Below are 16670 nucleotides of genomic sequence, written 5' to 3'. Positions count from 1 at the left end.
AAAATCTGTCCACTCTTGTGTAGACACTTTAGATGCGCTAGCGTCGTCGCCTGTCGACCGATTTTTGCCGGAGGAAGAGCCGAGATGACGGAAGAGACCAGAGCGGAGGATCGCGGGCATGTGCTTGTCGTCGGTCCCGACAAGGCCGAGAGCTACTGGCAGCCGGTGCCGGCCAACGGCCATATCGAGGTGGCGCTGGCGCCGCATCATGTGCCGATGGAATTTCCCTTCGCGCTCGGCACCCAGACGGTCGCCCCCGGCGGTCACGTTCGCGAGCACGCGCACGACCGTAACGAGGAGGCGCTCTACATCCTCGAAGGCAGGGGCCGCGCCGTCATCGACGGCGAGAACCATCCGCTGCTGCCGGGCACGGCGGTCTTCCTCGGCCGCAACCGGCGCCACATGTTCATCAACGAGGGCGACACGGACCTGAAATGGGTCTGGCTGATCATCCCGAACGGGCTTGAGGACTTCTTCCGGCTGATCGGAAGACCGCGCACGGCCGGGGATCCGGCGCCGGAAAACTTCCCCCGGCCGGAAAACGTGCTGGAAATCGAGCGCCAGACGGTGTTCGCCGCCCAGCCGCAGGACCAGCGCAAGCCCTGACGACCCTTGGGGCATGGTTGGCGGAAGATGGCCGGTGGGGCATCGCCGGTGGTATATGCCCGGCGCATGACGGCGGAGAAGGCGCGTTCAGGTGATCGCGTTGTCTCCGGAAAGCTCCGGCGGAAGGGCGAGACGATGGCGACGACGCGCGGACTGCATCTCGGCATGATCGGCTTCGGCGCCATCGCGCGGGACGTGCACCGTCATTTCTCCCGCCGCGCCGGGTTTCGCTTCACCGCGCTTCTGCGACCGGAAAGCCGGGCGAGGCTTCCCGACGACGTCACCCGCGTCGACGGCGCCGGCGCGCTCGTCGCCGCCGGCGCCGATCTCGTCGCGGAGATGGCCGGACATTCCGCGGTCGCCGCCGATGTGCCGGCGCTGCTTGCGGCCGGCCTGCCGGTGCTGATCTGCTCGACGGGCGCGCTTGCCGATCCGGCCGTCGTCGAGGCGATCGAGACGGCGCGGCATTCCGGCGGAACCCGCCTGATCCTGCCGCATGGCGCGATCGGCGGCCTCGACTATCTCGCCACCATCGCCCTCGTTCCCGATGCCGAGGCGACCTACGTTTCGCGCAAGCCCCCCGCCGCCTGGCGCGCCGAACTTGCCGCGCTCGGCCACGATCCGGAGGCGCTCGCCGCCCCCGTCATTCTCTTCGAGGGGTCGCCTGCCGAGGCCGCCCGCCTCTATCCGAAGAACCTCAATGCCGCGCTCACAGCCGCGCGCGCCATCGGCCCGGCGCGGCTCACCGTCCGCGTCGTCGCCGATCCGCAGTCGGCCGGCAACACCCATGAGATCGAGGCGAAAAGTGCGGCAGGCACCGCCTTCTTCCGTTTCCTCAACACGCCTTCGCCGGACAATCCGAAAACCTCGATGCTGACGGCGCTGAGCGTGATTGCCGCCATCGAGGCCTTTGCCGGGGCCGCCCGATGAGCGCCTATGTCGCCGATGACGGCTGCCGCATCCATTACGAGGTTTCCGGAGAGGGACCGCCGCTCCTGCTGCTGCCCGGCCTTGGCGGCGACGGACGCTTCTGGTCGGGCGTCGCGCCGCTGCTGGCCGAACGCTACCGGGTGATCGTCGCCGACCATCGCGGCGCCGGGCGCAGCGACCGGCCGGACGGCACCTACACGATCGGCCGCATCGCCCGCGACGTCCTCGGCATCCTCGACGCGGAAAGCATCGGCGGCGCGCGCCTCGTCGGCCATTCGACCGGCGGCGCCGTCGTCCAGACGCTGGCGCTCGACTGGCCGGAACGGGTCGAGGCCATCGTCATCAGCGGCAGCTGGAGCCGGCCGGACGCCCGCTTCCGCATGATCTTTTCCGTGCGCGAGGCACTCCTCGCCCATGGCCTGACCGAGGCCTACCAGACGCTCACCCATGTGCTCGGCCATGACGCCGCCTGGCTTTCCGGGCGCGAGACGGCGCTCACCGAGGCTGCCGCCCGGGCGGGCGAACGCCTTGCGCCTCTTTCCGTGACGATCGCCCGGATCCGCATGCTTCTCGACTTCGACCGCCTCGCCGATCTCGGTGCGATCCGCTGCCCGACGCTGGTGATCGGCGGCAGCGACGACATCATGGTCCCGCTTTATCTGGCCGAAGCGACCGCTGCCGCCATTCCCGGCGCGCATCTCGAGACGATGACCGGCGGACATTTCTATCCGGCCGCCCACCCAGCCGAATTCGCCGCCCGCGTTGAAACCTTCCTCCGGCAACAGGATCGAAACCGATGAGCGAGATTGCCGCAGAACTGAAGGCCGAACGCATGCGCCCCGGCGCAGACCTCGTCGCCGAGGGCCGCGCCATGGCGGGCGACTGGCGGCTCGGCACCAGCCGCTTCATGCGCGAACGGGCGACGGCGTCAGAGGCCGCCTACAAGCGCGAGGCCGGTGCGGCGGGCCGGATCATGCAGCATGCCCATATCGGCTTCCGCAATGTCGAGCGCACGCTCTGGGCGATGGACCATGTGCACGAGACCTGCGCGAAGGGCGGCGTCACGGTCGACCGCTTCGGCATCACGCTCGACTGGTCGATGGGCTATCCGCTGGCGATGCGCGAGAAGGCGCCGCGCGGCACCGGCATCGTGCTGACGGGGGCGGAGGACTTTTCCCGCATCATCGAGGCGACGCCGGCGGCCGCCCATTTCGGCGACTTCATGCTCGGCCTGCCCGGAGCGCTCGAAAACACCCGTGCGGCGATCGCTGCCGGCGCCACGGCGATCGGCAATCTCGGCCAGTACTTCACCTTCCGCCTGCCCTACTGGGACGACGACGTCGCCACGACCGAGGCGACCGTCACCGCGCTCGGCCTGATCGCGGCGCAGGAGACGGACATCCTCGTCCATTCCAATCTCGACGACGGTTTCGCCGGCCTCTTCCTCGACATGTGCTGCGCGCTCGGCATGGTCGTCATCGAGAAATACATCGTCGACGACCTCATTGGCGCCAGGGTCTCGCACTGCTATGGCCATCATTTCTCCGATCCCCTGTCGCGCATGGCTTTCCATGCGGCGCTGCTCAAAGTCAACGACACGCCGGGCACGATGATCTTCGGCAACACGGTCAGCTACCAGTCGACGCCAGCCGGCAATTACGCCAGCCTGTCGAGCTACCTGATGGCCGACATCATGGCGCTGCGCCGCTGGCCGGCGGGCCATGCGGTCAATCCGGTGCCGGTGACGGAGAACAGCCGCATTCCCGACGTCGACGAGATCATCGACGCGCAGACCTTCGCCACGCGGCTCGCGGGCCATGCGCATTTCTACGAGGCGCTGACCGACTGGGGCCCGGTCGAGGCGCTGGCCGACCGGCTGGTCGACGGCGGGCGGCGCTTCGCCGACGCAGCGCTTGCCGGCCTCGCCGCACTCGGCGTCGACATCCGCGACCCGGCGGCCCTGATGCTGGCGATCCGCAGGATGGGGCCGAAGCGGATGGAGCAGCGCTTCGGCCCGGGCCTCCTGTCGGGCGAGGAGACGCGCCGGCCGCTCGTGCTCGCCGAATGGGCGCAGGAACTGAACCACATGGCGCGCGACTGGGTGGCGGAAAAGGGCGCGGGCGCGCTCGGCGACCTTGGCGGCCTCGTCGCCTGCATCGGCACGACCGACGTGCACGAGCACGGCAAGTATCTGGTCGAGCAGGCCTTCGAGGGCCTCGGTGTCGCGATCGTCGACGGCGGCGTCGCGGTCGATCCGGACGTTCTGGTCGACCGGGCGGTCGCAGGCTACGCCGACGTCATCGCCATCAGCACCTATAACGGCGTGGCGCTGCGCTATGCCCGCGACGTGCTACGGGTTCTGGCGGAAAGAGGTCTCGCGCTGCCCGTCATGGTGGGCGGGCGGCTGAACGAGATCCCGGAGGAGTCCAATTCCGGCCTTCCCGTCGACGTCACCGCGGATCTGAAGGCGCTCGGCGTCACGCCCTGCACCTCCCTCGACGACATGCTTCCGCTGCTCGCCGCGATCCGGAGACGCGACACGCCCCGCCCCGCCGCCTGAGGGGCCGGTCCGCAGGACGCAACGGCTTCTCCCGCTTCCCGCTCAGGACAATGCGCGATTTCCCGCTTGCGCCCGCTCCCCCTGTTGTCGGATGATCGGGACGGCGCGGAAGCATGGCGGGGCGGAGGCCGCGGGCTGCCGGAAACGCGGAGCGGCCGGCACGGGACAAGCCGGCACGGCGGGAGGAGACGACCATGAAGGCCCACCTGAAGATCGTACCGGATTTCGAGATGATCATCTGCCCGCCGGCGGAGTCGTTCCGCTGGAACATGCACGACTATCCCTTCTTCGGCGCCAAGTGGCACTACCATCCGGAATATGAGCTGCACCTCACCCGCGCGACCTCCGGCGTGATGATGGTCGGCGACCATATCGGCGAATTCGAGCCGGGCTGCCTCGTGCTGACCGGGCCGAACGTGCCGCACAACTGGGTGAGCGACATCGAGCCGGGCAAGATGGTGCGCAACCGCGACATGCTGATCCAGTTCACGCCCGACTGGGCCGACCGCATCGCCGGGCTCTGCCCCGAACTGGCGCCCGTCCAGACGCTCTTCGACGACGCCGCCTATGGCGTCGAGTTCCTCGGCGCGACGGCTGCGGCCGGCGCCAAGCTTCTCGGCCAGATGGGCCATGCCGACGGGCCGGCCCGCATCGTCCTCTTCATGGAACTGATGATCGCCCTGTCGCGCAATCCGGCCGAACGGCGGACGCTGTCGCGGCTCGCCCCCTTGCGCGAGAAGGTGGCGCTGCCGGCCGAACTCGACGCCGGCATGCGCTACATCCTCGAGCACTACAGCGACGACCTCGACCTCGCCACCGTCGCGCGCCAGGCCGGCATGGAGCCGCAGACATTCTCGCGCTTCTTCAAGCGCCACACCGGCCACACCTTCGCCCGCTACGTCATCCTGGCGCGCATCTACGCCGCCTGCTCGCTGCTGACCCAGACCTACCGGCCGATCACCGACATCTGCTTCGACGTCGGCTTCAACAATGTCGCCAACTTCAACCGGCAGTTCTTCAAGATCTGCCACCGGACGCCGTCGGATTACCGCCGCAGCGCCCACAAGGTCGGCACGGAGGCGCGCGCAGATCCCTTCCGCGAGATCCGCGGCTACGCGGCCGGCCTCGTCTGAGGCCGCGCGCGACCGGGCGCTTCCGCCATATTGCTTTGCACAATCGGCCGTTTTGCTGCATCTGCACAGGCCGAAAAGTATCGGTCGGCAGACACCCACGCGTGGCGTGGCCCGCATTGCGCCTCTAATCTTCCCGTCACGACCAGCGCAAGCCCTTCCGAAAGATCGGGATTTCACTGGGCGAAAGCGATCTCGCAGCCGGGAGGAGCCGGGCGCGGGTCGTTCGGGACGGCCGGCCTGACGCCGGTTTGGGGAGTGGCCGCGCAACGACCGCGGTCCGTCAATTATCCGTGGAGGAAAAGCATGTACAGGAAACATGGCATGGGTCTTGCGGCTCTCGCTTTCGGCCTGATGGCCAGCGTGATGCCCGCGAAAGCCGATTTCTGGTCGGATGCCGGCGCCAAGCTCAAGGGCGCGACCATCCGTGGCATTTCGGAAAGCTCCGCCCCGTCGCAGTATGTCCGCGACGTTCTGGCCCCCGCCTTCACCAAGGCGACCGGCATCGCCGTCGAGTTCGAGGCGACCTCCTGGGACCAGATGTACGACAAGGCGATCAAGGACATGGAAGCCAATACCGGCGTCTATGACTTCGTCTACATCGAGCAGGACATCATCTATTCGTACCTCTCGCGCAACTTCCTCGTCGACATCACCAAGAGCCTCGACGAGAACGCCGGCATCAAGTCGCCGAATTTCGACCCGTCGAAGTTCACCACCTTCATCGACAACTTCAAGGGCTCCGACGGCCACCTCTTCGGCGTGCCGATGGAAGCCTTCCTGAAGATCTACCTCTACCGCACCGACCTCTTCGACGACCAGGCGAACAAGGACGCATTCAAGGCCAAGTACGGCTACGACCTCGCGCCGGCCAAGACCCACCAGCAGTATCGCGACATCGCCGAATTCTTCACCGAGCTCGGCAAGGAAAAGGGCATCGAGCTCTGGGGCACGACCGTCCAGGCGAGCACCGGCCACCCGGCCTCGTACTACGAATATGTCGAATCGATCGCGCCGACCTTCGGCATCTACAACTGGGGCATCAACCTCGAGAACTTCGGCGCCTCCGTCGAAAACGGCGGCAAGATGAACAGCCCCGAGGGCAAGGCCGCGCTGAAGTGGTGGCTCGACAACCTCAACTTCGCCCCGCCGGAATCGACGAGCAGCACCTGGGACGAAGTCGCGGCCACCTTCGCCGCCGGCCGCGCCGCTCAAGGCTTCGTCTATGGCGAGAACGCCGCCTGGATCGCCACCGATCCGGCGAAGTCGAACGTCGTCGGCAAGGTCGGCGTCGCCCTGCCCCCGGTCGAGGACGGCGTGATGGCCGCGGCCGAGAGCGGCGAAGGCTATATCGGCTATTATGACGGCGGCGCCTTCGGCATCCCGACCTCGTCGAAGAACAAGGACGCGGCACTGCTCTTCGTCCAGTTCATCGGCCAGGAAGAGGTCCAGGCGGACTGGGCGGTCGCCTCGTCCCGCGTCACCCACACCTCGACCTATGACGACCCGAAGGTCAAGGAGCAGGACGGCAAGGTCAGCGGCTACTACACGCTGATGAAGGACCAGGGCAAGCTCTTCCGCGGCGCGCCTCCGTTCCCCTTCCACAACCAGGTGCGCGAGGTTGCCGCTCCGTTCATCTTCCAGGCGATCACCGGCGAACTGACGGCCGACCAGGCCCTCGACCAGGCCGCCGCCGCCGTCGACACCGAACTGAAGACGCTCGGCTACCGCAAGTAAACCTCCCAGTCCACGCTGATCGCCGCCGCGCAGGAATGCGCGGCGGCATCGTCGGAACAAGCCTGCTGCGGCCGGGCGCGCCACGCGCCGTCGGGGGGCGGCGAAGCGCCGACATGTTTCCCATCCGATGCCATGATGGCCGCGGGACCGCATCCGCCGACAAGGCGCGCCGGCCCTCCGCCAAAGCGGCATCCAGACGCTCTTTCCGGCGACCGTGTGCGGAGGACATTGGAATGCGATCATCCACAATCGGCTGGCTGATGCTGGCGCCGACCATCATCATCCTCTTCATCTTCGGCGTGCTGCCCTTCCTCTACGTCCTCGTGGTTGCCTTCAGCCAGTGGAACAGCTTCGCCGCCGATCCGACGATGCAGTATAACGGCGTCGAGAATTTCCGCCGTCTCGTCTTCGATCCCCAGTTCCTCAACTCGCTCTGGGTGACGCTGAAATTCGGCATCTTCGCCGTTGTCAGCCAGATCATCCTCGGCTACCTGCTTGCCCAGCTCTTCATGAAGGATTTCCCCGGCAAGGGCTTCTTCCGCACGATCCATACCCTGCCGCTCGTCGTCGCGCCGATCGCCGTCGGCGCCACCTGGCGCCTTCTGACCACCCCCGGCATCGGTCCGCTGCCCTACATCATGCGTACCTATTTCGGCTTCGATCTCAACATCGGCCGCTATGCCGACCAGGCCTTCCTCGCCACCGTCGTCATGGACATCTGGCACTGGACGCCGCTCGTGACGCTGACGATGCTCGCCGCCCTGTCGTCCATGCCCAAGGAACCCTTCGAGCAGGCGCAGATCGACGGCGCCAACCGCTTGCAGATCTTCTGGCACGTCACGCTGCCGCTGCTGAAGCCGACCATCCTCGCCACCGTCTTCATCCGCCTGATGGACGCGCTGCGCACCGTCGACGAGATCTGGCTGCTCACCGGCGGCGGACCGGGCTCGGCCACCCGCTATATCGGCCTGCACATCTGGCGCGTCGTCTTCCCAAAGACCGACTACGGCTATGGCGGCGCCATGTCGCTGATCGTCCTCTACCTCACCATCGTCATGTGCTGGCTGCTCTATGCCGGTCTGGTCGCCCGCCGCGATCTCAGGAGGCCCGAATAATGCGCCGTCTCGCCATCGTCCTGTTCTGGATCGTCTCCAGCTTCGTCACGCTCTTCCCGATCTACTGGATGTTCGTCATCTCGGCGAAGAGCCGCAACGAGCTGTTCAGCATCCCGAGCGTCTGGCTCACCTCGATCTACTGGGAAAACTACACCGGCGCGCTCGCCAATCCGAGCTTCCAGCGCTTCATGACCAACTCGATCGTCATCGCCACGTCGAACGCGATCCTCGTCACCGTGCTCGCCTTCCTCGCCACCTACGCGCTGTCGCGCTACAAGCTGCAGGGCAAGGAGAACGTGTTCTTCTGGACGATCACCAACCGCATGGCGCCGCCGGCCGTCTTCCTGCTGCCGCTGTTCCTGCTCTACACCCAGGTCTTCGTCATCGGCGACTGGAAGCTGTTCGACACGCGCATCGGCCTCATCCTGCTCTATTGCGTCTTCAACCTGCCCTTCGCCATCTGGACGCTGCGCTCGATCGTCGATGCCATCCCGGTCGAGCTCGACGAGGCGGCGACGGTCGACGGCGCCAACACCTTCCAGGTGATCACCAAGGTCGTCTTCCCGCTCGCCCGTCCGGGCCTCGCGGTGACGATGATCCTCACCTGGATCTTCGCCTGGAACGAGTACCTGCTCGCCGCGACGCTGACGAGCGTGGAGGCCCGCACCATCACCACCGTCCTTGCCGAATATGTCTCGACGACGGGCACCAACTGGGGCCAAATGGCCGCGACCTCGATGCTGACCCTGCTGCCGGCGCTCGTGGTGCTCGGCGTGGTCCAGCGCCACATCGTCGCCGGGCTCACCTTCGGCGCCGTGAAGGAGTAGAGCCATGGATCACCCCCCGATCGTCGACCTGGACGCCGAGGACGAGGAAGCGAAGGCGATCAAGCCGGAGCGCCGCGGCTTCCTGCCGATCCACACCAACGCCTTCGACCGCGGCTTCATCGGCGTGGTCTGCTTCATCGCCATCCACCTGTTCTGGATGCGCTTCCTCGAACAGTCCCTGTCGCTCTACATTGCGACGGTTCTCTCGGTGGCGCTCGCGGTCCTGATCGTCTCGCGCGGCTGACGGGCGGACACAATCCCTTTTGCGGGCGCAGAGCGCCCGTGCCCTCTCGCGGGTGGCAAAGCCCGCGCACCCAAGGAGCTCAAACGTGGAATCGCTGGTTCTCGAAGAAAAAGGTCGCCTGTCGCTGCGCGACTTCCCCATCGAACAGGAGGAAAGCGTCGGACCGCACGACGTGCGCATCAAGCTGCACACGGTCGGCATCTGCGGCTCGGACGTGCATTACTACACCCATGGCGGCAGCGGCATCTTCCAGGTGAAGGCGCCGATGATCCTCGGCCACGAGGCCTCCGGCACCGTCATCGAGACGGGATCCGCCGTCACGACGCTGAAGGTCGGCGACCGCGTCTGCATGGAGCCGGGCATTCCCGACCCGAACAGCAAGGCGACCCGCCTCGGCATGTACAATGTCGATCCGGCCGTGCGCTTCTGGGCGACGCCGCCGATCCACGGCGTGCTGCGTCCGACGGTCGTCCATCCCGAAGGCTTTACCTTCAAGCTGCCGGACAACGTCTCGTTCGCCGCCGCCGCCATGGTCGAGCCGCTCGCCGTCGGCGTGCATGGCGCGACCAAGGCGAAGATCAAGCCGGGCGATGTCGGCCTCGTCATCGGCGCCGGACCGATCGGCCTCGTGACGGCGCTGGCGGCGCTAGGCGCCGGCTGCGCCCGCGTCATCGTCGCCGATGTCGACGACACCAAGCTGAAGATCGCCGAAAGCCTCGGCGCCATCTCGACGATCAACGTGCGGCATACCGATCTGGTCGAGAGGATCAACGCCGAGACCGACAACTGGGGCGTCGACGTCGTCTTCGAATGCTCCGGCAACGAGAAGGCCGCGCTCGGCGTCTTCGACGCGCTCGCGCCCGGTGGCTGCGTCGTCTATATCGGCGCCTCCGGCAACACCATCCCCTACAATCTCGGCAAGGCCATGGTGCGCGAAGCCCGCGTCGAGCATGTCTTCCGCTACGCCCATGTCTTCCCGCGCTGCGTCGCCATGCTGTCGTCGGGCGCGATCGACGTCGCGCCGCTGATCACGCGCGTCTTCGACTTCAAGGACAGCGTCGAGGCTTTCGAGATCGCCGCGAGCGCGCCCGCCGGCCAGGTGAAGATGCAGATCGAGCTGCCGCAGTAGGAGAACCGCCATGGCCGAGGTCAAGGTCAGCAACGTCATCAAGAAATACGGGGCCGTTCAGGTCATTCACGGCGTCTCCGTCGACATCGCCGACGGCGAGTTCGTCATCCTGGTCGGCCCGTCCGGCTGCGGGAAGTCGACGCTGCTGCGCATGATCGCCGGGCTCGAGGAGATTTCCGGCGGCGACGTCTCGATCGGCGGCAAGGTGGTGAACAACAAGCCGCCGAAGGACCGCGACATCGCCATGGTCTTCCAGAACTACGCGCTCTATCCGCACATGAAGGTGTCGGAGAACATGAGCTTCTCGTTGAGGCTCAAGGGCGTGGCCAAGGACGAGATCGAGCGGAAGGTGAAGAAGGCCGCCGAGATCCTCGATCTCGGCAAGCTGCTCGATCGCTATCCGAAGCAGCTCTCCGGCGGCCAGCGCCAGCGCGTCGCCATGGGGCGCGCCATCGTGCGCGACCCGCAGGTGTTCCTCTTCGACGAGCCGCTGTCGAACCTCGACGCGAAGCTGCGCGTCGCCATGCGCGTCGAGATCAAGGAACTGCACCAGCGGCTGAAGACGACGACCATCTACGTCACCCACGACCAGATCGAGGCCATGACGATGGCCGACAAGATCGTGGTGATGAAGGACGGCCGCGTCGAGCAGGTCGGCGCCCCCCTCGACCTCTACGACCGTCCGGTCAACACCTTCGTCGCCGGCTTCATCGGCTCGCCCTCGATGAACTTCATCAACGGCAAGGTTGAGAGCCGCGAGGGCCGGCCGGTGTTCATCAGCCAGCACGGCGTCGTGCTGCCGCTGCCGGAAACGGCGGCGAAGGTCGGGCAGGAGGTGACCTACGGCATCCGTCCCGAGCATATCGAGATCGCGCCGGAGGGCCTGCCAGCCTTCGTCTCCGTCCTCGAGCCAACCGGGTCGGAGACGCAGATCTTCGCCCGCCTCGGCGAGGACCCGATCGTTGCCATCGTCAAGGACCGGATCGGCACGCGGCCGGGCGAGACGCTGCGGCTGAAAGTCGACCATGGCCGCGCGCATCTCTTCGACAAGGCGAGCGCCCGTCGTATATGACGGAACGGCGCGGCGGGAGGACGCCGCGCGACGACGACGGATAAAGGGAAGAGGACGATGTTTTTCGAAAAGTTCAGGATGGACGGCCGCGTCGCCGTCGTCACCGGCGGCGGGCGCGGCATCGGGCTGTCCTGCGCCGAGGCGCTGGCCGAGGCGGGTGCGACGATCGTGGTGATCGACCGCGAGGCGGGCCTTGCCGAGGAGGGCCGCGACACGCTGCGCGCCAAGGGCTACACCGTCGAGGCGCGCGTCGCCGACGTGACGAAAACCGAGAGCACGCGCGCCGCCGCCGACGAGATCGCGGCCACCTTCGGCCGCATCGACGTTCTCGTCGCCAATGCCGGCATCGCCCGCTCGGGCACCGCCGCCGAGGATACGCCGGACGAACTCTGGCTCAGCGTCAACGACGTCAACTACAACGGCGTCTTCTGGACCAACCGCGATTTCGGCCGCCACATGCTGAAGGCGGGCCGCGGCGCGATCGTCAATATTGGCTCGATGTCCGGCTATATCGTCAACCGCCCGCAACTCCAAACCTATTACAACGCCTCGAAGGCGGCCGTGCACCACCTGACCGCCTCGCTCGCCGTCGAATGGGCGAGCCGGGGCGTGCGCGTCAACGCGGTCGCGCCGACCTATATCGACAGCGCCATGACCCGCGCCGTGATCGACGAGGCGACGCTCGACGTCTGGCTGCGCGACACGCCGATGGGGCGCATGGGCCAGCCGGACGAGATCGCCTCGGTCGTGCATTTCCTCGCCTCGGACGCGGCGAGCCTCATCACCGGCGCCACCGTCAAGGCGGATGCCGGGTTCACCTGCTGGTAAGGGAGGAAGACACATGGATTTCACCGGCAAGAGCGTCATCGTCACCGGCGCGGGCAAGGGCATCGGCCGCGCCACCGCCGTCATGCTGGCAAGCCGCGGCGCGAAGGTAATCGCGCTGTCGCGGTCCGCAGCCGATCTCGCGGAACTCGACAAGGAGATCGGCAGCACCTCGCATGCCGTCGACCTCGCCGATCCGGACGCGACCCGCGCCGCCGCGCTGAAGGCGGTGCCGGCCGACTACCTCGTCAACTGCGCCGGCACGACCGAGCTCGAATCCTTCCTCGACGTGACGGTGAAGAATTTCGACCTGCTCTATGCCGTCAACACCCGCGCGCCGATGATCGTCGCGCAGGAATATGCGCGCGAGCGGATCAAGGCCGGCGCAAGGGGCGCGATCGTCAACGTCTCCTCCGTCGCCTCCTTCCTTGGCATTCCCGACCACGCCGCCTATTGCGCCTCCAAGGGCGCGCTCGACGCGATGACCCGGGTGATGGCGAAGGAACTCGCGCCGCAGGGCATCCGCGTCAACGCCGTCAATCCGACGGTGACGCTGACCCCGATGGCGGTGAAGGCCTGGAGCGATCCGGCAAAATCCGCCGGCATGCTGTCGCGCATCCCCGTCGGGCGCTTCGCCGATCCCGACGACGTCGCCGAGATCATCCTCTTCCTGCTTTCCGACGAGGCGGCGATGATCAACGGCATCGCCATGCCGGTCGACGGCGGCTTCATGGCCAACTGATGCTATCCGGCGCCACGCGGCGGACGCGTGGCGCATCCTCCCGACGCATAAAGGACGTCCCCTCATGACCCGCTACGACGCGAAGCTCGCCCGTATCCGCTCCGGAAACTACAAGCGCAGCGACTTCATCATCGCCGACGCCAAGGATGGCGACATGGGGCCGAGCATCCGCTCCTGCGGCCCGGACCTGAAGAAGGACGGCACGTTCGAGCGCTACCGCACCCGGCCGGAATTCCTCGCCAATGTCGCCAAGGTGGTGCGGCAGGACATCGTCGACATCATGCTCGTCTCGGCCTCCAACCTGGAGGCCCTCGTCGACGACGGCGTCTTCGACGAAAGCAGCGTCAAGCCGGCGATCCGCGCCAACGACACGACCGACATCTGGGTCGGCCGCGGCGCGGGCTATTCGAAGAAGCCCTCGCGCCCGTTCCGCACCGCCTCGCTGAAGCCGACCCGCCGCCACACCGATCTCGGCCTCTATTCGATCACCTTCAACAACGATCTCGACGCCGACTACGAGTCGATGGTCCATTTCATGGACTTCGTCGAGGATGCCGACGAGAACGGCTTCAAGTATTTCCTCGAGGTCTTCAACCCGAATGTCGACACCGGCATCGCCAAGGAAGACGTGCCCTTCTACGTCAACGACTTCATCTGCCGCTCGATCGCCGGCCTGACCAAGGCGCAGCGCCCGCAGTTCCTGAAGATCCCGTTCAACGGCGCGCGTGCGCTCGACGAACTGACGAGCTACGATCCGAGCCTTGTCGTCGGTGTGCTCGGCGGCGGCGCGGGCACGGCGCGCGACACGTTCGAGCTGATCTTCCAGGCGGAGAAATACGGCGCCCGCGTCGCCCTCTTCGGCCGCAAGATCAACCTCGCCGAGGATCCGCTGGCGATGGTCAAGCTGATGCGCGCGGTCGCCGACGGCGACGTCTCGCCGGAAGAAGCGGTGAAGGCCTATCACGGCGCGTTGCAGGCGCAGGGCCAGACGCCGATGCGCAGCTTGGAAGACGATCTCGTCACCACCGAGACCGTGCTGCACTACAACTGACGCCGGGAACAATCGGGATGCGCCGGGCCGTTCGACGGCTCGGCGTTCCCCGACGGGAGATCGACATGGCAGCAAAGCGCAAGCGCGGTTTCGTCACCGCCGGGACCTGGTGCCTCGACCGCAACCGCATCATCGACGCCTGGCCGCGCGAGGATTCGGTGGCGATCACCTGGGGGCTTGAGGAACGCGGCGGCGGCTCGGCCTGCAACCTCGGCATCGACATGCGCCGGCTCGATCCGGACGTGCCGGTGGAGACGATCGGCCTCGTCGGCGAGGACAGCGCCGGCGAACGGATGATCGCGGAGGCGAAGGCCGCCGGCATCGACACGCGCCAGATGCGCATCGTCCCCGGCGCCACGAGCAACATCACCGAAGCCTTCATCTCGAAGGCGAGCGGGTTGCGCACCCATATCAGCGAGCTCGGCGTCGGGGCGCTGCTGGCACCCGAACATTTCGATTTCTCCGAAACCTCCGGCCGTTTCCTCCATCTCGGCATTCCCGGCGTGCACAGGACGATGGACGGGCCGCAGGACGGGGATGCCAACGGCTGGGTGACGGTGTTGAAGGCGGCGCGCGCGGCCGGGCTCGAAACCAATCTCGAACTCTGCACGCTGCCGCCGGAGCGCCTTCGCGCGGTCATCCATCCCTGCCTGCCCCATCTCGACACGCTGATCGTCAACGACAGCGAGATCGGCGCGCTGGCCGAAATCGAGACGGTGAAAGGCGGCCGTACCGATCTCGACGCGGTCAGGCAGGCCGCGCGCGAGGTTCTCCTGCGCGGCGCGATGCGCCTCGTGACGGTGCATTTCCCGAGCGGGGCGGTGACGGTGACGCGCGACGGCCAGGTCGCCTTCGTTCCCTCCGTCGCCGTGCCGCCGGAGGCAGTCGCCGGGCCGAACGGCGCCGGCGACGCCTTTGCCGCCGGCTTCCTCTACGGCCTGCACGAGAGCTGGGCGCTGGAGGATGCGATCTGGCTCGGCCATGCGGCCGCCGCCTGCTCGCTGCGCACGACCGGGACGACGGACGGCGTCGAGGCATGGCAGACCTGCCTGTCGATCGCCGAACGCTGGGGCCGGCGCAGCGCCTGAACCACACGAACACGAGAACAGACGAGGATTGTGACGATGGACATGGGATTGAAGGGCAAGAACGCGGTCATCACCGGCGGCTCGGTCGGCATCGGCCTGGCGGTCGCCGAGGGACTGGCGGCGGAGGGCGCCAACATCGTGCTCGCCGCGCGCGGAAAGGAGCGCGTCGAGGCGGAGGCGGCGAAGATCGCGGAAAAATTCGGCGTCAAGGCCTGGGGCGTCGCCGCCGATGTCGCGACCGTCGCAGGCGTCGATGCGGTGGTGGCCGCGGCCGAGGCTGCGGGCGGCGCCGACATCCTCATCAACAATGCCGGCACCGGCTCCAACGAGACGATCATGGAGGCGCCGGACGAGAAGTGGCAGGCCTATTGGGACCTGCATGTGATGGCGGCCGTCCGGCTCGCCCGCGGCCTCGTGCCGCAGATGAAGGCGAAGGGCGGCGGCGTGGTGCTGCACAATGCCTCGATCTGCGCCGTGCAGCCGCTCTGGTACGAGCCGATCTACAACGTCACCAAGTCGGCGCTGATGATGTTCTCGAAGACGCTGGCCTCGGAAGTGGTCGGCGACAATATTCGCGTCAACTGCGTCAATCCCGGTCTGATCCTCACCCCGGACTGGATCAAGACCGCCAAGCAGCTGACCGCTGACACCGGCGGCGACTGGGAAGGCTACCTGCAGCAGGTGGCGAACGAGCACGCAACCTCCAAGCGCTTCGGCACGCCGGAGGAACTGGCGCATTTCTTCGTCTTCCTCTGCTCCGACAAGGCAAGCTACAGCATCGGCTCGACCTATTTCGTTGATGGCGGCATGCTGAAGACGCTCTGAGCATCGCCCATGAAAGAAAGGCGGCCCTTTCCAGGAGCCGCCTTTCTGCCTTTCTGCCTCGGGAAAAGGCCGTTGCGTCAGGGCAGCGTGTAGAGCGCGCGCGAGCGCTCCAGATGCCTGAGCATCGCCTGCTCCGCCCCTTCGGCGTCGTTTGCGGCGAGACAGGCGACGATTTCCTCGTGCTCGACCAGGGTCACGTTCTCCTTGCCACTCCAGATCAGCATTTCCGTGTGGTATTCCCGCAGCCAGCCGAGCATGCCCTCGCTGACGGCGCTGAAGATCGGATTGCCGGAAATGGCGGCGATACGGCCGTGAAAGGCCATGTCAGCGCCGACGAAGGCATCCGCGTCGTCAAGGCTTGCGCGCTGCCGGTCGATGATCGCACGCAGCGCCGTGATATCCTCCGCAGCCGCCTTCATCGCCGCCTCGCGCGCCATGCCGCGCTCGAAGAAGATGCGCGCCGACTTCAGGTGTTCGAGCGTATCCGCCGATTGCGACAGCATGATCTTCGCGGTGATGTCGAGCTGGCGGAACAGCGAGTGCGCGCTGAGCTTCAGCACCTTCGCCCGTTCGCCATGGGAGATGGCGACGAGGCCGATACCGGCCAGCGCCTGCATCGCCTCGCGGATCGCGGGACGGCCGACGCCGAAGCGTTCCATCAGCGCGCGCTCGGACGGCATGTCGTCGCCGGGCGCGAGTTCGCCCGAGGTGATCATCGCCTTCAGCCGGGCGAAGACCTCGTCGGACAGCTTGCGGCGGACGATCTGTTCCCGGGGCGCGCTCATCTCT

17 protein-coding genes are annotated in these 16670 nt (G+C 66.9%); 16 read left to right on the top strand and 1 reads right to left on the bottom strand.

Features of this window, described 5'->3' with window-relative positions; all coding sequences use genetic code 11:
• The first annotated feature begins 84 nt into the window (after nt 1–84).
• From ACEVQ6_RS05145 to ACEVQ6_RS05070, 16 genes are all read left to right on the top strand, one after another.
• Nucleotides 85–606 (top strand): cupin domain-containing protein, encoded by a 522-nt coding sequence (locus ACEVQ6_RS05145; RefSeq protein ID WP_374887850.1) that lies wholly within the window; start codon nt 85–87, stop codon nt 604–606.
• Nucleotides 607–741: 135 nt separating this feature from the next.
• Nucleotides 742–1536, top strand: a complete 795-nt coding sequence (locus tag ACEVQ6_RS05140) for an aspartate dehydrogenase (protein ID WP_374887849.1) — start codon at nt 742–744, stop codon at nt 1534–1536.
• Nucleotides 1533–2336, top strand: coding sequence for an alpha/beta fold hydrolase (locus ACEVQ6_RS05135; RefSeq protein ID WP_374887848.1), 804 nt, complete (start codon nt 1533–1535; stop codon nt 2334–2336). The genes ACEVQ6_RS05140 and ACEVQ6_RS05135 overlap by 4 nt, the downstream gene beginning before the upstream one ends.
• Entirely contained in the window at nt 2333–4096 is a 1764-nt protein-coding gene (locus tag ACEVQ6_RS05130) for a cobalamin-dependent protein (RefSeq protein ID WP_374887847.1), read from the top strand. Before ACEVQ6_RS05135 ends, ACEVQ6_RS05130 begins: the two co-directional genes overlap by 4 nt.
• A gap of 194 nt (nt 4097–4290) precedes the next feature.
• The gene (locus tag ACEVQ6_RS05125; protein ID WP_374887846.1) at nt 4291–5229 is read left to right on the top strand and encodes a helix-turn-helix domain-containing protein; all 939 of its coding nucleotides are present in this window, start codon (nt 4291–4293) and stop codon (nt 5227–5229) included.
• 321 nt (nt 5230–5550) lie between these two features.
• Nucleotides 5551–6963 carry an ABC transporter substrate-binding protein gene (locus ACEVQ6_RS05120; RefSeq protein WP_374887845.1) on the top strand — a complete coding sequence of 471 codons (1413 nt, stop codon included), beginning with the start codon at nt 5551–5553 and terminating at the stop codon, nt 6961–6963.
• A 233-nt stretch (nt 6964–7196) separates the two neighbouring features.
• Nucleotides 7197–8078: a carbohydrate ABC transporter permease gene (locus ACEVQ6_RS05115; protein ID WP_374887844.1), complete on the top strand. Its 882-nt coding sequence runs from the start codon at nt 7197–7199 to the stop codon at nt 8076–8078.
• Nucleotides 8078–8905 carry a carbohydrate ABC transporter permease gene (locus ACEVQ6_RS05110; RefSeq protein WP_374887843.1) on the top strand — a complete coding sequence of 276 codons (828 nt, stop codon included), beginning with the start codon at nt 8078–8080 and terminating at the stop codon, nt 8903–8905. Before ACEVQ6_RS05115 ends, ACEVQ6_RS05110 begins: the two co-directional genes overlap by 1 nt.
• A 4-nt stretch (nt 8906–8909) precedes the next feature.
• A complete protein-coding gene (locus ACEVQ6_RS05105; RefSeq protein ID WP_374887842.1) occupies nt 8910–9149 on the top strand; it encodes a DUF2160 family membrane protein in 240 nt (79 codons plus the stop codon).
• 85 nt (nt 9150–9234) lie between these two features.
• The gene (locus ACEVQ6_RS05100) at nt 9235–10278 is read left to right on the top strand and encodes an NAD(P)-dependent alcohol dehydrogenase (RefSeq protein ID WP_374887841.1); all 1044 of its coding nucleotides are present in this window, start codon (nt 9235–9237) and stop codon (nt 10276–10278) included.
• A gap of 10 nt (nt 10279–10288) precedes the next feature.
• Nucleotides 10289–11350, top strand: a complete 1062-nt coding sequence (locus ACEVQ6_RS05095; protein WP_374887840.1) for an ABC transporter ATP-binding protein — start codon at nt 10289–10291, stop codon at nt 11348–11350.
• 57 nt (nt 11351–11407) lie between these two features.
• On the top strand, nt 11408–12178 hold the full coding sequence (locus ACEVQ6_RS05090) for an SDR family NAD(P)-dependent oxidoreductase (RefSeq protein ID WP_374887839.1): 771 nt from the start codon (nt 11408–11410) through the stop codon (nt 12176–12178).
• 13 nt (nt 12179–12191) lie between these two features.
• The gene (locus ACEVQ6_RS05085; RefSeq protein WP_374887838.1) at nt 12192–12917 is read left to right on the top strand and encodes an SDR family oxidoreductase; all 726 of its coding nucleotides are present in this window, start codon (nt 12192–12194) and stop codon (nt 12915–12917) included.
• A 64-nt stretch (nt 12918–12981) separates the two neighbouring features.
• On the top strand, nt 12982–13968 hold the full coding sequence (locus tag ACEVQ6_RS05080) for a beta/alpha barrel domain-containing protein (protein WP_374887837.1): 987 nt from the start codon (nt 12982–12984) through the stop codon (nt 13966–13968).
• A 65-nt stretch (nt 13969–14033) separates the two neighbouring features.
• Nucleotides 14034–15056, top strand: coding sequence for a carbohydrate kinase family protein (locus ACEVQ6_RS05075; RefSeq protein ID WP_374887836.1), 1023 nt, complete (start codon nt 14034–14036; stop codon nt 15054–15056).
• A 36-nt stretch (nt 15057–15092) separates the two neighbouring features.
• Nucleotides 15093–15881 (top strand): SDR family NAD(P)-dependent oxidoreductase, encoded by a 789-nt coding sequence (locus tag ACEVQ6_RS05070; protein WP_374887835.1) that lies wholly within the window; start codon nt 15093–15095, stop codon nt 15879–15881.
• 77 nt (nt 15882–15958) lie between these two features.
• On the opposite strand, the gene ACEVQ6_RS05065 is transcribed toward ACEVQ6_RS05070, so the two are convergent.
• Nucleotides 15959–16666, bottom strand: coding sequence for a transcriptional regulator NanR (locus tag ACEVQ6_RS05065; protein WP_374887834.1), 708 nt, complete (start codon nt 16664–16666; stop codon nt 15959–15961).
• Nucleotides 16667–16670 lie beyond the last annotated feature (4 nt).

This window comes from Ensifer soli, from assembly GCF_041928815.1.
Taxonomy (GTDB): Bacteria; Pseudomonadota; Alphaproteobacteria; order Rhizobiales; family Rhizobiaceae; genus JBHFEI01.
Note: the sequence above shows the minus strand (reverse complement) of the source record. Positions and strands in the feature narration are given on the sequence as shown.

Bases quoted from the DNA above. Each gene is read 5' to 3' on its own strand.
- ACEVQ6_RS05145 (WP_374887850.1), top strand. From the start codon at position 85: ATGACGGAAGAGACCAGAGCGGAGGATCGCGGGCATGTGCTTGTCGTC.
- ACEVQ6_RS05140 (WP_374887849.1), top strand. From the start codon at position 742: ATGGCGACGACGCGCGGACTGCATCTCGGCATGATCGGCTTCGGCGCC.
- ACEVQ6_RS05135 (WP_374887848.1), top strand. From the start codon at position 1,533: ATGAGCGCCTATGTCGCCGATGACGGCTGCCGCATCCATTACGAGGTT.
- ACEVQ6_RS05130 (WP_374887847.1), top strand. From the start codon at position 2,333: ATGAGCGAGATTGCCGCAGAACTGAAGGCCGAACGCATGCGCCCCGGC.
- ACEVQ6_RS05125 (WP_374887846.1), top strand. From the start codon at position 4,291: ATGAAGGCCCACCTGAAGATCGTACCGGATTTCGAGATGATCATCTGC.
- ACEVQ6_RS05120 (WP_374887845.1), top strand. From the start codon at position 5,551: ATGGGTCTTGCGGCTCTCGCTTTCGGCCTGATGGCCAGCGTGATGCCC.
- ACEVQ6_RS05115 (WP_374887844.1), top strand. From the start codon at position 7,197: ATGCGATCATCCACAATCGGCTGGCTGATGCTGGCGCCGACCATCATC.
- ACEVQ6_RS05110 (WP_374887843.1), top strand. From the start codon at position 8,078: ATGCGCCGTCTCGCCATCGTCCTGTTCTGGATCGTCTCCAGCTTCGTC.
- ACEVQ6_RS05105 (WP_374887842.1), top strand. From the start codon at position 8,910: ATGGATCACCCCCCGATCGTCGACCTGGACGCCGAGGACGAGGAAGCG.
- ACEVQ6_RS05095 (WP_374887840.1), top strand. From the start codon at position 10,289: ATGGCCGAGGTCAAGGTCAGCAACGTCATCAAGAAATACGGGGCCGTT.
- ACEVQ6_RS05090 (WP_374887839.1), top strand. From the start codon at position 11,408: ATGTTTTTCGAAAAGTTCAGGATGGACGGCCGCGTCGCCGTCGTCACC.
- ACEVQ6_RS05085 (WP_374887838.1), top strand. From the start codon at position 12,192: ATGGATTTCACCGGCAAGAGCGTCATCGTCACCGGCGCGGGCAAGGGC.
- ACEVQ6_RS05080 (WP_374887837.1), top strand. From the start codon at position 12,982: ATGACCCGCTACGACGCGAAGCTCGCCCGTATCCGCTCCGGAAACTAC.
- ACEVQ6_RS05075 (WP_374887836.1), top strand. From the start codon at position 14,034: ATGGCAGCAAAGCGCAAGCGCGGTTTCGTCACCGCCGGGACCTGGTGC.
- ACEVQ6_RS05070 (WP_374887835.1), top strand. From the start codon at position 15,093: ATGGACATGGGATTGAAGGGCAAGAACGCGGTCATCACCGGCGGCTCG.
- ACEVQ6_RS05065 (WP_374887834.1), bottom strand. From the start codon at position 16,666: ATGAGCGCGCCCCGGGAACAGATCGTCCGCCGCAAGCTGTCCGACGAG.